The 13,308-nt window shown below is 70.0% G+C and carries 11 protein-coding genes; 8 read left to right on the top strand and 3 right to left on the bottom strand.

Annotated features, from left to right (window positions below; genetic code table 11):
- Positions 1 to 348: 348 nt before the first annotated feature.
- On the bottom strand, positions 349 to 774 hold the full coding sequence (locus ACP4E5_RS37525) for a YjbQ family protein (RefSeq protein WP_425836882.1): 426 nt from the start codon (positions 772 to 774) through the stop codon (positions 349 to 351).
- A gap of 92 nt (positions 775 to 866) precedes the next feature.
- Here ACP4E5_RS37525 and ACP4E5_RS37520 point away from each other — a divergent pair, with 92 nt between their 5' ends.
- The 6 genes from ACP4E5_RS37520 to ACP4E5_RS37495 all read left to right on the top strand — a co-directional run bounded on the left by ACP4E5_RS37520 (position 867) and on the right by ACP4E5_RS37495 (position 6,447).
- Positions 867 to 980, top strand: coding sequence for a putative leader peptide (locus ACP4E5_RS37520; protein WP_425836879.1), 114 nt, complete (start codon positions 867 to 869; stop codon positions 978 to 980).
- Between the two features lie 154 nt (positions 981 to 1,134).
- The gene (locus tag ACP4E5_RS37515) at positions 1,135 to 2,049 is read left to right on the top strand and encodes an ABC transporter permease (RefSeq protein WP_425836876.1); all 915 of its coding nucleotides are present in this window, start codon (positions 1,135 to 1,137) and stop codon (positions 2,047 to 2,049) included.
- On the top strand, positions 2,022 to 2,828 hold the full coding sequence (locus tag ACP4E5_RS37510; RefSeq protein WP_425836873.1) for an ABC transporter ATP-binding protein: 807 nt from the start codon (positions 2,022 to 2,024) through the stop codon (positions 2,826 to 2,828). Before ACP4E5_RS37515 ends, ACP4E5_RS37510 begins: the two co-directional genes overlap by 28 nt.
- A 138-nt stretch (positions 2,829 to 2,966) precedes the next feature.
- Positions 2,967 to 4,052 carry an ABC transporter substrate-binding protein gene (locus ACP4E5_RS37505; RefSeq protein WP_425836870.1) on the top strand — a complete coding sequence of 362 codons (1,086 nt, stop codon included), beginning with the start codon at positions 2,967 to 2,969 and terminating at the stop codon, positions 4,050 to 4,052.
- 4 nt (positions 4,053 to 4,056) lie between these two features.
- A complete protein-coding gene (locus ACP4E5_RS37500; RefSeq protein ID WP_425836867.1) occupies positions 4,057 to 5,226 on the top strand; it encodes an LLM class flavin-dependent oxidoreductase in 1,170 nt (389 codons plus the stop codon).
- Between the two features lie 108 nt (positions 5,227 to 5,334).
- Positions 5,335 to 6,447, top strand: coding sequence for an NAD(P)-binding domain-containing protein (locus ACP4E5_RS37495; protein ID WP_425836864.1), 1,113 nt, complete (start codon positions 5,335 to 5,337; stop codon positions 6,445 to 6,447).
- Between the two features lie 597 nt (positions 6,448 to 7,044).
- On the opposite strand, the gene mltG is transcribed toward ACP4E5_RS37495, so the two are convergent.
- Complete coding sequence (gene mltG / locus ACP4E5_RS37490; protein ID WP_425836861.1) at positions 7,045 to 7,878, bottom strand: endolytic transglycosylase MltG; 834 nt, start codon at positions 7,876 to 7,878, stop codon at positions 7,045 to 7,047.
- Positions 7,879 to 7,998: 120 nt separating this feature from the next.
- A complete protein-coding gene (locus ACP4E5_RS37485; RefSeq protein ID WP_425836858.1) occupies positions 7,999 to 9,822 on the bottom strand; it encodes an ABC transporter ATP-binding protein in 1,824 nt (607 codons plus the stop codon).
- 94 nt (positions 9,823 to 9,916) lie between these two features.
- Between ACP4E5_RS37485 and ACP4E5_RS37480 the strand changes: the two genes are divergently transcribed.
- Complete coding sequence (locus tag ACP4E5_RS37480; RefSeq protein WP_425836855.1) at positions 9,917 to 10,360, top strand: MarR family winged helix-turn-helix transcriptional regulator; 444 nt, start codon at positions 9,917 to 9,919, stop codon at positions 10,358 to 10,360.
- A gap of 13 nt (positions 10,361 to 10,373) precedes the next feature.
- On the top strand, positions 10,374 to 13,292 hold the full coding sequence (locus ACP4E5_RS37475; RefSeq protein WP_425836852.1) for an FAD-binding and (Fe-S)-binding domain-containing protein: 2,919 nt from the start codon (positions 10,374 to 10,376) through the stop codon (positions 13,290 to 13,292).
- The last annotated feature ends 16 nt before the right edge of the window (positions 13,293 to 13,308 follow it).

Below are 13,308 nucleotides of genomic sequence, written 5' to 3'. Positions count from 1 at the left end.
GGCCCGCGAGTCAGTTCTGGACGCTGCGACCCATGGAGCGGTGACGCAGGCCGACGCCATGACAAGGAGTGCCGCGACCAAGTCAAGCGGCACTCCTTGTCGGGCTTGTGGACTTGGAGGACCACGGCACGCGGGGAGGTATCACAGGCAAAGCCGGCCCGCTGAACGTCGGGCGCATGGGGCCGCTTCACCGACCAGGGCGATCCGCTACCTGCCCCGTGACCGACCGGGCGCCCCCTGCCGACACTCGGCGGACCGGCGGGCCAGTGGTCGGCAGCCTTGGATCGGAGCAGCAATCACTCGCAGCGGTGCCGGATGTGATCTTGCGTCATGTCCCGCCCGCGCCGCTCACCCGCCGAAGAAGCTCAACCGAACCTTCCGCTGCGGATTGTCCTTGTTGGTGTCCACCAAACACACCGACTGCCACGTCCCCAGCTCCAGCCCACCCCCCACCACCGGCAACGTCGCATGCGGCGGCACGATCGCCGGGAGGACGTGGTCGCGGCCGTGACCCGGGGAGCCGTGGCTGTGCTGCCAGCGGTCGTCCGCGGGGAGGAGGGTGTGGAGGGCGGCGAGGAGGTCGTCGTCGCTGCCGGCGCCCGTTTCGATGATGGCGATGCCTGCCGTGGCGTGCGGGACGAACAGGTTGAGGAGGCCGTCGCCGCCGTGGGCGACCTCGCGCAGGAAGGACTCGCAGTCGCGCGTCAGGTCGACGACGCGCTCGGCGGAGCCGGTCGTGATGTCCAGGACTCGGGTCGTGAAGACGTCTGACATGGGGACATTGTCGCCCACAAGGGCGGTGGGGCGCCCGGTGCGGGCGACCGGCGTTCGGGATGGCCGGTCCATAGGTTGAGACGTCATTGACCATGCGTCGACAACTGGATACGTTCTGCCGCATGTTGCGTTCAGCTATGCTCACCACGCGCGGTCACATCGACCTGCTGCGGGTGGCCTCTGCCGCGTGTCGTCCCGGCTGCTGACGCCTTCTCCCGCTTTTTCTGCGCATCTTTCGCGCTTCTTCACCCCTTTGCGCTCACCCTCTTCTCGTTGCCGCTTCGGTGTCTGTCCGTGACGGTGCGCCGCTGACGCGCGCCCGCTGACGCCGAGGTGTGCCCTCGTCTGCCATGGAGTGCCATGAGCATCAGTCATGCCCCGCCCGTTCCGTCTGCCCAGCCGCCCGAGAAGGAGTCCGGGCTGGCTGCCGACAAGGCGCCCGAGGACCAGGTCCAAGTATCCGGCCCGGCGCCCGAACTCGTTCCACTCGTCCCCTCCTCCACCCGCCGCACCCGTGTCCCCCGTTGGCTGCGCCGTACCAGCGGGCCGCTGCTGCTCCTCGTACTGTGGCAAGTCCTCACGTCTGTAGGTGTGTTGACGCCCGAGGTGTTGGCGTCGCCGGGCACCATCGCGCGTGTCGGCGCGGATCTCATCTCCGACGGGTCACTGCCCGCTGCCATGGGTGTCTCGCTGCAACGTGTCGCCGTCGGCCTGCTGTGCGGTGTCGTCGTCGGGACCGGGCTCGCGCTGCTGTCCGGGCTTTTCCGGGTCGGCGAGGATCTCGTCGACGCGAGCGTGCAGATGCTGCGGACCGTGCCGTTCGTCGGACTGATCCCGCTGTTCATCATCTGGTTCGGGATCGGCGAGGCGCCGAAGGTCGCCATCATCACGCTGGGTGTCTCGTTCCCGCTGTATCTGAATGTGTACGCCGGGATTCGCGGCGTCGACTCCCAACTCATCGAAGCGGGCGAGTCGTTGGGGCTCAGCCGGTGGGGGCTCGTACGTCATGTGGTGCTGCCGGGCGCGCTGCCCGGGGCCATGACCGGGCTGCGGTACTCGCTCGGCATCGCGTGGCTGGCGCTCGTCTTCGCGGAGCAGATCAACGCCGACGCCGGGATCGGGTTCCTGATGGTGCAGGCGCGGGACTTCCTGCGCACCGACGTCATCGTCGTCTGCCTGATCGTCTACGCCTTCCTCGGCCTGCTCGCCGACTTCGTCGTCCGTTCCCTCGAAAGGCTGCTGCTGCAATGGCGACCGACATTCACCGGCCGGTGACCACCGCCCCCTCCCCGGCCCCCTCCGTCGATTCCGGTTCGGGTTCCGGTTCCGGTTCGGGTTCCGGTTCGGGTTCCGGTTCGGCCGTGCGCGTCGAGGGGCTCAGTCGGTCCTTTGACGGTCGCACCGTGATCGATGACCTTCAACTCGACGTACAGCCAGGGGAGTTCGTCGCACTGCTCGGGCGCAGCGGGTGCGGCAAGTCCACGCTGCTACGCATCCTCGCCGGGCTCGACCGCGACATCACCGGCACCGTGCTCGTGCCGCGGCGCAAAGCCGTCGCGTTCCAGGCGCCGCGACTCATGCCGTGGAAGCGGGTGTGGCGCAATGTCCTGCTCGGCCTGCCGGGAAAGCCCGAACGGGACGTCGCCGAAAGGGCGTTGGACGAGGTCGGACTCGGGCATCGTACGGACGCCTGGCCCAAGACGCTCTCCGGCGGCGAGGCCCAGCGCGCCTCGCTCGCCCGCGCCCTCGTGCGCGAGCCGGATCTGCTGCTGCTCGACGAGCCGTTCGGCGCGCTCGACGCGTTGACCCGGATCAAGGCCCAGCGCCTGGTCGGTGAGCTGTGGCAACGGCGGGGCTGCGCCGTGCTGTTGGTGACCCACGACGTGGAGGAAGCGGTGCTGCTCGCCGATCGCGTGCTCGTCATGGACGACGGTGTCATCGCCCACGAGACCCGTGTCGATCTGGATCGGCCGCGCGATCTCACCGATCCGCGCTTCGCCGAACTGCGCGCCGAGCTGCTGAACCGGCTGGGTGTGGACGAGTCCTCCCACTGATCACTACCCACTGAGGCCAGTACCCGCTGGCCACTGGCCACCGCCCCACCGCCCCACTGACCGCTGACCTCCTCACCCCGTTCACCCCGGCCTCCCACTCGCCAACTCGCCAACTCCACGATTCTGGACGGACTTGTCATGCGACGCCCACTCATAGCCGGCGCCCTCGTCGCCCCACTCGCCCTCCTGCTCGCCGCTTGCTCCGGCGCCTCCACCGCCAGCACATCCAATGGCACCGGCGGAAGCGGCGGCGGCATCGACGGGAAGGGGTCTCTCACCCTCAACGTCGGTGACCAGAAAGGTGGTTCGGAGGCGGTACTGAGGGCCGCCGGTGAACTTGACGACCTGGACTACAAGATTCGCTGGTCCACATTCTCCTCGGGGCCGCCGCTCCTCGAAGCCATCAACGCCAAGGCCGTGGACATCGGCGGCGTCGGCAACACACCGCCCGTCTTCGCGGCCGGCGCCGACTCGAAGATCAAGGTGGTGTCGGCCAGTCACGGGACCGCCAAGGGCGACACGATCCTCGTTCCGAAGGACTCGAAGCTGAAGAGGCCGGCGGAGCTCAAGGGCAAGTCGATCGCCGTGGCCCAGGGGTCGTCGGCGCACTACCAGCTCGTCGCCTCGCTCAAGAAGGTCGGGCTCGGGCTGAAGGACGTGAAGGTCAAGTATCTCCAACCGGCCGACGCACTGGCCGCGTTCACCGCCGGCAAGGTCGACGCCTGGGCCGTCTGGGACCCGTACACCTCGCAGGCGCTGCGCGCGAAACTCGGCCGTGTCCTCACCGACGGCGACGGGGTCACCAACGGACTCGCCTTCCAGGTCGCCTCCCCCATCGCCCTCGCCGACAAAAGGAAGTCCGCCGCGATCAAGGACTACCTTGAGCGGCTGCGGCGCGCCCAGAACTGGGTCTACAAGCATCCGCAGGCATGGGCGAAGGTGTGGGCCAAGGACACCGGGCTGCCGTACGGGGCGGCGTACGACGCCGTGCGGCGTACGAACGGCACACGTGTCACGGTCGCCGTCGACAAGAACGTGATCGCTTCAGAGCAGCAAATCGCCGACATATTCAGCGAGTTGAAGCTGATCCCGGACAAGGTCGACTTCTCGAAGTACGTCGACACACGCTTCAACGGCAAGCTGCCGCCCTCCACCACCGCCCCGCGCACGTACCACACCACGCATGACACCGCGCACGACACCGCGTCCGGCAAGGAGTCCTGAATCCATGAACGTCCACCTGCACTGGTTCCTGCCGACGGGCGGCGACGGACGCACCCTCGTCGACCGGCACGCCTTCAGCGGTGGGGCGCTGGAGCGTTCGCCGGGCGGGTCGACCTCCGGAATACGCGCGCCCGACCTCGACTATCTCGTTCAAATAGCCAAGGCGGCCGAGCAGTTGGGCTTCGAGGCTGTTCTCACTCCCACCGGGACGTGGTGCGAGGACGCGTGGCTGACGACGGTCGCGCTCGCCCAGCACACCGAGCGCCTCAAGTTCCTCGTGGCGTTCCGGCCGGGGGTCATCTCACCGACGCTCGCCGCGCAGATGGCGTCGACGTATCAACGCCTCACGAACGGGCGGCTGTTGCTCAATGTCGTCACCGGTGGTGACTCCGCCGAGCAGCGGCGCTTCGGCGACCATCTCGACCACGATCAGCGCTATGCCCGCACGGACGAGTTCCTTTCAGTGGTACGTGGTGTGTGGGGCGGCAGCTCGCAGGCACCGTTCGACTTCGCCGGGGAGCACTACCGGGTCGACGGCGGCTACACGGCGCTTGCGCCGGATCCCCGGCCGGAGATCTTCTTCGGTGGTTCGTCGGCCGCCGCGGGGCCCGTCGCGGCGCGGCACTCCGACGTGTATCTGACGTGGGGCGAGCCGCCGCAGCAGGTGAAGGAGAAGATCGACTGGATCCGCTCGCTCGCCGAGCGGGAGGGGCGCACCGTGCGGTTCGGGATCCGGCTGCACACGATCTCGCGCGATTCGGCGCGGGACGCGTGGGCCACCGCGGACCGGCTGCTCGACGACCTCTCCCCCGAGGCCGTCGCCGCCGCGCAGAACACGCTCGGGCGCAGCGAGTCCGTCGGGCAGCAGCGGATGCTGGCGCTGCACGGCGGTGACCGGGAGAGCCTGGAGATCTCTCCCAATCTGTGGGCCGGGGTCGGTCTGGTGCGCGGTGGCGCGGGCACGGCGCTCGTCGGCAGTCACGCCGAGGTCGCCGACCGGATCGAGGAGTACCACGCGCTCGGCATCGACCACTTCGTGCTCTCCGGGTATCCGCATCTGGAGGAGGCGTACTGGTTCGGGGAGGGGGTCATTCCCGAACTGGCCACACGCGGGCTCGTGGAGCCGGCCGCGCGCCGGTCCGGTGCGCCGTTGGCGGTGGCGGGCGGGCGCTGAGCCGCTTGGGGCGGGTGGTGCGGCCGGTGCGGCCGGCACCGCGGGCGCGGCGGGTGCGGTTCGCGCCGTCCCGGGAAGATCTCGCGCCCCGATGGAGTTAGTAGAAACATGAACGACATCGGGGTACGAGACGCCGCCTCCGCCGATGGTCCGCGCCAGGTCGACGTCGTCGTCATCGGCGCCGGCCAGGCCGGGCTTTCCGCCGCCTATCACCTGCGCCGCGTGGGCTTCGAGCCGGAGCGGGACTTCGTCGTCCTCGACCACGCGCCCCGACCCGGCGGCGCCTGGCAGTTCCGGTGGCCCTCACTCACGTACGGCAAGGTCCACGGAATGCACGCGCTGCCCGGCATGGAACTGACCGGCGCCGATCCCGCGCGCCCGTCCTCGGAGGTCATCGCCGGGTACTTCACCTCGTACGAGGATGCCTTCGATCTGCGCGTGCGGCGCCCGGTCGACGTGCGGGCGGTGCGCGAGGGGCAGGGCGGCCGGCTGCTCGTCGAGACCTCGGACGGGGTGTGGTCGGCGCGTGCCCTGATCAACGCGACGGGGACCTGGGACCGGCCGTTCTGGCCGCGTTATCCGGGGCAGGAGACCTTCCGCGGGCGGCAGTTGCACACCGCGCAGTATCAGGGGCCGGAAGAGTTCGCGGGTCAGCGGGTCGTAGTGGTGGGCGGCGGGGCCTCGGGGACGCAGCACCTGATGGAGATCGCGCCCTACGCCGCCTCGACGACCTGGGTGACCCGCCGGCCGCCCGTCTTCCGTGACGGCCCCTTCGGCGAGGAGCAGGGGCGGGCCGCCGTGGCGATGGTCGAGGAGCGGGTACGCCAGGGGCTCGCGCCGCTGAGCGTGGTGTCGGTGACCGGGCTTCCGGTGAACGACGCGATCCGCGAGGCCCGCGCCAGCGGTGTCCTCCACCGGCACCCCATGTTCGACCGGATCACGCCGACCGGCGTGGCCTGGGACGACGGGCACGAGGTCGCGGCCGACGTGATCCTCTGGGCCACCGGCTTCCGGGCGTCCATCGAGCATCTGGCGCCGCTGAGACTACGGGAGCCTGGCGGTGGGATCCGGATGGAGGGCACGCACGCCGCCCTCGATCCCCGCATCCACCTGGTCGGCTACGGCCCTTCGGCAAGCACGATCGGCGCGAACCGCGCGGGACGCGCGGCAGTGAGCGACATCCGTCGACTACTGGCGCGAACGGCGTCCGTCGCGGTGTGAGACGACTCGATCGGACGCCCCGACGGGTCGGGCGACCGGAACGGGTCCGGCGACCGAACGGGCCCGACGATCCGAACGGGCCGCGTGGTCCTGACTGGTCAGGCGCCACGAGCAGGCCGGGCAATCCGGACGGCTCGCTGGCGCCATGAACGGACCAAGCGACCTGGACAGCTCGGGCGCCGCGAACGGACCGGGCGATCCACACGGCCCCGGCGCCCCGAACAGGCCGAGCGATCCGCACAGCTCAGGCACCCCGAACAGGCCGAGCGGTCCGCACACCTCAGGCACCCCGAACAGGCCGAGCGATCCGCACACCTCAGACGCCCCGAACAGACCGAGCGATCCGAAGAAGCCAGCCGTCCCAAAACGAGTCAAGCGATCCCCACCGAACCGGTGCTCCGCCCCTCTACCCGCCCCAGGCCCCGGCCCCGGACCGGCCCCGCACCCGCACCCGCACCCGCACCCGCACCCGCACCCGCACCCGGCCCCACCCAGCCAGCCAGCCAGCCAGCCAGCGCACAACCCCTCCCCCCGCCACCCGACCCGACCCAGTCAGCGCGCAACCCCACCCCCGGCACCCCGGAGCGCCCCGCCCCGTCAGCCGCCCCGCTTCTCCTTCGCCTGGTTCTTGTTGAACTCCGCCACGTTCTTCTCCTGCACGCCCAGATCCGCCGTGAAGCGCGTGTCCCCCGGCTTGACCGTCACGAAGTACAGCCAGTCACCCGACGGCGGACTGCTCGCCGCCTGCATCGCCTGCTCCCCCGGATTGCCGATCGGAGTGGGCGGCAGCCCCTTGCGCGCGTAGGTGTTGTACGGGTTGTTGATCTTGGTGTCGTCGTGTGTGGTGGCCAACGTGGAGCGGCCGAGCGCGTAGTTGATGGTGGAGTCCATCTGCAACGGCATCCCGTGATCGAGCCGGTTGTATATGACGCGGGCGACCCTGCCCATGTCCTCCTTGTTGTCCGCCTCGGCCTGCACGATGCTCGCGATGATGACGCGCTGGTACGGATTGACGGCGTTGCTCTCGGCGCCCGCGGTGGTGCCGCTGCCGCCGAACCGCTTATTGGCCGTGGCGACCATGTACGAAAGGACCGACTGCGGGGTCGACTTGTCGTTCAAGGGATACGTCGCCGGGAAGAGGTACCCCTCTGCGTTGCCACCCGCGTCGCCCGGAAGCTTGAGGTGTGCCTTGGGCGCGGCCTTCTTCGTGGTGCCGGCCGGGACGTCGAGCGCCTTGTCCACGGCCTCGTACACCTGGCCCGAACGCCAGCCCTCAGGGATGGTCAGGCTCTTGTCCGTCCCGTCCTCACCCGCCAGGGTCAGCGGCACCGCGACGGCGGCTGCCGCCACGACGGCCCCGGTCACCGTCATGGCGATGCGTCCGCGGCGCGTGAGTCGCGTCGTGTTTCGTCGCGGAGTCTCGGTCTGCATGCCGGAACGGTAACCCGTGCGTCAGAGCATCCCTGACATATCTCTGCCCTTCTCGACTCCCTCACGGACTCTCTCCCCGCTGTTCGCGCCGACGTCATGGCGGCCCGGGCGCAACCCCCGTCACGCCGCGGCTTCCACGCGCGCGTCCTGCCGCACCAGCGCCGCGTAGCGACCCTCGCGGCCGAGCAGTTCCTCGTGCGTGCCGCGCTCGGCTATTCGCCCGGAGTCAAGGACCACGATCTGCTCGGCGCCACGGACCGTGGAGAGGCGGTGCGCGATCGTGAGCGTCGTGCGGTTGGCCGAGAGCGCGTCGATGGCTTCCTGCACCGCGTGCTCGGTACGCGTGTCGAGCGCGCTCGTCGCCTCGTCGAGGATGAGGACCGGCGGGTCCCGCAGGATGGTGCGGGCGATGGCCAGGCGCTGCTTCTCGCCTCCGGAGAAGCGGTGACCGCGCTCGCCGACCACGGTGTCGTAGCCGTCCGGCAGGGCGGCTATGTGCTCGTGGATCTGGGCCGCGCGGGCCGCCGCGTACAGCTCCTCGTCGGTGGCGTCGGGCTTGGCGAACCGCAGGTTCTCCGCCACCGAGGCGTGGAACAGGTACGTCTCCTGGGAGACCACGCCGATCGCGCGCGCGAGGGTGTCGAAGTCCAGGTCGCGCACGTCGACCCCGTCGAGCGTGACGCGGCCTCCCGTGACGTCGTAGAGCCGCGGCACGAGATAGCTGAGCGTGGACTTTCCGGAGCCGGTGGGGCCGACGACGGCGAGGCTGCCGCCCGCGGGGACGGTGAGGTCGATGCCGTCGAGGATCGCTTCCTGCCGCTCGTCGGCAGCATCGTCGGTGACATAGCGGAACTCGACGTTCTCGAAGCGGACCTCGCCCTTGACGGTGTCGAGGCGGACCGCGTCCTCGCGCTCGGTGATGTCGACCGGCAGGTCCAGGTACTCGAAGATGCGCTGGAACAGGGCCAGCGAGGTCTGGATCTGGACGCCGGTCTGCAGCAGGCTCACGGTCGGCCGGAACAGGCCCTGCTGCAACGAGACGAACGCGACGAGCGTGCCGATGGAGACGGTGGGGCCGCCGAAGTGCAGGGCGATGCCGGCCGCCCAGTAGATGACGGCGGGCATGGCGGCCATGACGATGCTGATGACGGCCATCCGCCAGCGCCCCGCCATGTTCGACCTGACTTCCAGGCCGACCAGTTCGTCCGACTCTTCGGCGAAGGACTTGGTGAGGGAGTCCGCGCGGCCCATGGTGCGACCGAGCAGGATGCCGCTGACGGAGAGCGACTCGGTGACCGTGGCGGCCATCGCCGCCATCTGCTTCTGGCGCTGCGTGGCGATCTTCTTGCGCTCGCGGCCGACCCGGCGGCTGATCCACACGAAGACCGGCAGCAGGAGCAGGGAGACGATCGTCAGCCGCCAGTCGAGGGCGATCATCGCGACGACCGTGGCGACGACGCTCGTCAGGTTCGAGACGAGGGATGTCGCGGTCGATGTCACCGTCGCCTGCATGCCGCCGATGTCGTTGGCGATGCGGGACTGGACCTCGCCCGTGCGGGTCTTGGTGAAGAAGGCGAGGGACATGCTCTGGAGGCGGCCGTAGACGGCGGTGCGCAGGTCGTGCATGACGCGCTGGCCGACCGTCGTCGAGATCAGCGTCTGCAGGACGCCGAAGACGCTCGTCACGACGGCGCTGACGATCATGCCGAGGGCGAGCAGGCTGAGCAGCCCGGTGCGGCCCTGCGGGATCGCGACGTCGAGGATCTCCTTGAGCAGGAACGGTGTCGCGACCGTGACCAGCGAGGCGGCGCAGACGAGCAGCCCGACGATGGCGAGGCGGGCGCGGTAGGGGCGGAAGAGGGACAGGATGCGGCGGATCTGCCGCGGCTGGCCCGACGACTCGGCATCGGGGGGCGGCGTCCAGCGGATTTCGTCGCGGGGCATGGGCCTCCTAGGCACTTCTGGGATTCGACCTTGAGGAGCATAATGCATTGTTACCTTCTTTCACAATGCACAAGGTCCTGATAATGTTCCCGGCATGAAGACACCGGACGCCGACGGTTTCCTCGCCGAGCAGTTGCTGCGCCTGACCCGCCGCCTGCAGCGGCTACAGCGCCGCCAGCTGGAGCCGGTCGGAATCACACCCGCGCAGTCCCGGCTGCTGCGCACGCTCGTGCACTACGAGACGCCGCCACGCATGGCCGATCTGGCCGAGCGCCTCGAGGTCGTCCCGCGTGCCGTCACGACGACGGTGGACGGCCTGGAGGCGGCCGATCTGGCGCGCCGCGTGCCCGATCCGACCAACCGCCGGGTCATCCGGATCGAGCTCACCGACAAGGGCCGGGCCGCCCTCCGGGAGCTGCGCAGCGCGCGGCGCGCGGCGGCAGAGGAGATCCTGGCCCCATTGGACAAGGAGCAGCGAGCGCAGCTGACGGTGCTGCTGAACACGCTGTTCGGGTCCCCGCACGACCGCGATTGCTGAGCTAGGAGAGGCCATGCCGCTGCTGGAGCCGAAGCCGGAAGCCCTGCGTCCCGGAGCCCGCTCGTCCGGTCCGGCGCCCGACCGGGTCGCGGACCGGCAGGCCGGTGGCACGCCCGAGCCGCTGCGCTCGGAGCTGACGCGGCTGCTCGGCGCGGACAAGGTGCTCACCAAGATCTCGGACCTGGTGCGTTACGCGTCGGACGCCAGCCCGTACCGCTTCGTGCCGCAGGTAGTGGTGGTCGCCGAGGACATCGACGACGTGTCGGCGGTGCTCTCCTACGCGCACGGCAAGGGCCGCGAGGTCGTCTTCCGCGCGGCGGGCACGTCGCTGAACGGGCAGGCGCAGGGCGAGGACATCCTCGTCGACGTCCGCAGGTTCTGGTCGGGCATCGAGGTGCTGGGCGACGGTACGCGCGCGCGGATCGGCCCCGGCACCACGATCGTGCGGGCGAACGCCACGCTCGCGCGGCACGGGCGCGTGCTCGGCCCCGACCCGGCGAGCGCGATCGCCTGCACGGTGGGCGGCGTGGTGGCGAACAACGCGTCGGGGATGACGGCGGGCACGACGCGGAACTCGTACCGGACGGTCTCCTCCCTCACCTTCGTGCTGCCGTCCGGCACCGTCGTCGACACGGGCGACCCGCGCGCGGACGAGGATCTCGCGCACGCCGAACCGGCGCTCTGCGAGGCCCTGTTGGCGATCAAGCGGGAGATCGAGGAGGACGCGGAGCTCACCCGCAGGATCCGCGCCAAGTACGAGATCAAGAATACGAACGGGTACCGTCTCGACGCCTTCCTCGACGGCGGGACGCCGGTGCAGATCCTGCGCGGCCTGATGGTGGGCTCGGAGGGCACCTTCGGGTTCATCTCCGAAGTCGTCTTCGACACCCTGCCGTTGGACAGGAGGGTGTCGACGGCGCTGCTGTTCTTCCCTTCCCTGCCCGCGGCCGCCGCGGCGGTGCCGGTGTTCAACGAGGCGGGCGCCCTGGCCGTGGAGCTGATGGACGGCAATACGCTGCGCGCCTCGGTCAGCGTGCAGGGCGTGCCGCAGGACTGGGCCGAGTTGCCCAAGGAGACGACGGCGCTGTTGGTGGAGTTCCGCGCCCCGGACGAGACCACGCAGGCCGCCTACGAGAAGGCGGCCGCGAAGGCCCTTGAGGGTCTCGAACTCGTCGCGCCCGTCGCCTCAGTGACCAATGAGTTCACGCGGGACGCGAAGACGATCGGGGGCTACTGGAAGGCGCGCAAGGCGTTCGTGACGGCGGTCGGCGGCTCGCGTCCTTCGGGTACGACGCTCATCACGGAGGACTTCGCGGTGCCGCCCTCGCGGCTCGCGGAGGCGTGCGAGGAACTGCTCGAACTGCAGACGCGGCACGGTTTCGACGCGGCGGTGGCCGGCCACGCCGCGCACGGCAATCTGCACTTCCTGCTGGCCTTCGACGCGGCGAAGCCAAAGGACGTGGAGCGGTACGCGGCGTTCATGGACGAGTTCTGCCGCCTCACGGTCGACCGGTTCGACGGCTCCCTGAAGGCGGAGCACGCGACGGGCCGCAATATCGCCCCCTTCCTGGAGCTCGAATGGGGCGCCAGGGCCACGGAGTTGATGTGGCGCACGAAACAGGTCATCGACCCGGACGGGGTGCTCGCGCCGCGCATCGTGCTGGACCGCGACCCGAAGGCCCATCTGCGGGGCCTCAAGACGATCCCCAAGGTGGAGCTGATCGCCGACCCGTGCATCGAGTGCGGCTTCTGCGAACCCACGTGCCCCAGCGAGGACTTGACGACCACACCGCGCCAGCGGATCGTGCTGCGCCGCGAGATGATGCGCCAGCCGTCCGGTTCGCCGGTGGAGGACGAGCTGATCGACGCCTACGGGTACGACGCCGTGGACACCTGCGCCGGCGACTCCACGTGCAAGCTGGCCTGCCCGGTCGGCATCGACACGGGGGCGTTCATGAAGGGCTTCCGTCACGCCCGTCACTCGCCGCGCGAGGAGCGGACGGCCGCGCTCGTCGCGAAGAACTTCAAGGCGGTGGAGGCCTCGGCCCGGCTCGCCGTGGCGGCGGCCGACAAGATCGGTGACCGCCTCCTCGCGACCGTGACGGGCGCCGCGCGCAAGGCGATCCGGCCGGACCTGGTGCCCGAATGGCTGCCGGAGGTACCTGCCGCGGCGGCCCGGAAGCTACCGCGTACCGCGCGCGTGGGCGCCACGGCCGTCTACTACCCGGCGTGCGTGAACCGCATTTTCGGCACCCCCGGCGACGTATCGCTGCCTCAGGCCGTTGTCGCGGTCTCCGCGCGCGCGGGCAAGCCGGTGTGGATTCCGAACGATGTGGCCGGGACGTGCTGCGCCACGATCTGGCACTCCAAGGGCTACGACGAGGGCAACACGGTGATGGCGAACCGGATCATCGAGTCGGCCTGGGCCTGGACCGGCGGCGGCCGACTGCCCCTCGTGGTGGACGCCTCGTCGTGCACGCTGGGCATCGCGCACGAGGTGGTGCCGTATCTCACCGACGACAACCGGGAGTTGCACGCGGAGCTGACCATCGTGGACTCCCTGGTGTGGGCCGCGGAGGAACTCCTGCCGCACCTCACCGTCGAGCGCACCATCGGCTCCGCCGTGCTGCACCCGACGTGCTCCATGGAACACCTGGGCGACGTAAGCCAGTTGAAGGCCGTGGCCGAGGCCTGCGCCGACGAGGTGGTGATGCCGGACGACGCGGGCTGCTGCGGCTTCGCGGGCGACCGCGGCATGCTCCACAAGGAGCTGACCGAGTCCGCCACGGCGAAGGAGGCCGCTGAGGTCACGTCGCGTGCCTACGACGCCCATCTCTCGGCGAACCGGATGTGCGAGGTCGGCATGGACCATGCGACGGGCCGCTCCTACTACTCCGTACTGGTCGAGTTGGAGCGGGCCACAAGGCGGTAGGCCGTCGGGGAGGCGG

Source organism: Streptomyces fractus (assembly GCF_049844455.1).
GTDB lineage: Bacteria > Actinomycetota > Actinomycetes > Streptomycetales > Streptomycetaceae > Streptomyces > Streptomyces fractus.
Note: the sequence above shows the minus strand (reverse complement) of the source record. Positions and strands in the feature narration are given on the sequence as shown.

Coding starts and splice junctions, on each gene's coding strand:
- ACP4E5_RS37525 (WP_425836882.1), bottom strand. CDS start 774: ATGTCAGACGTCTTCACGACCCGAGTCCTGGACATCACGACCGGCTCC.
- ACP4E5_RS37520 (WP_425836879.1), top strand. CDS start 867: ATGCGTCGACAACTGGATACGTTCTGCCGCATGTTGCGTTCAGCTATG.
- ACP4E5_RS37515 (WP_425836876.1), top strand. CDS start 1,135: ATGAGCATCAGTCATGCCCCGCCCGTTCCGTCTGCCCAGCCGCCCGAG.
- ACP4E5_RS37510 (WP_425836873.1), top strand. CDS start 2,022: ATGGCGACCGACATTCACCGGCCGGTGACCACCGCCCCCTCCCCGGCC.
- ACP4E5_RS37505 (WP_425836870.1), top strand. CDS start 2,967: ATGCGACGCCCACTCATAGCCGGCGCCCTCGTCGCCCCACTCGCCCTC.
- ACP4E5_RS37500 (WP_425836867.1), top strand. CDS start 4,057: ATGAACGTCCACCTGCACTGGTTCCTGCCGACGGGCGGCGACGGACGC.
- ACP4E5_RS37495 (WP_425836864.1), top strand. CDS start 5,335: ATGAACGACATCGGGGTACGAGACGCCGCCTCCGCCGATGGTCCGCGC.
- mltG (WP_425836861.1), bottom strand. CDS start 7,878: ATGCAGACCGAGACTCCGCGACGAAACACGACGCGACTCACGCGCCGC.
- ACP4E5_RS37485 (WP_425836858.1), bottom strand. CDS start 9,822: ATGCCCCGCGACGAAATCCGCTGGACGCCGCCCCCCGATGCCGAGTCG.
- ACP4E5_RS37480 (WP_425836855.1), top strand. CDS start 9,917: ATGAAGACACCGGACGCCGACGGTTTCCTCGCCGAGCAGTTGCTGCGC.
- ACP4E5_RS37475 (WP_425836852.1), top strand. CDS start 10,374: ATGCCGCTGCTGGAGCCGAAGCCGGAAGCCCTGCGTCCCGGAGCCCGC.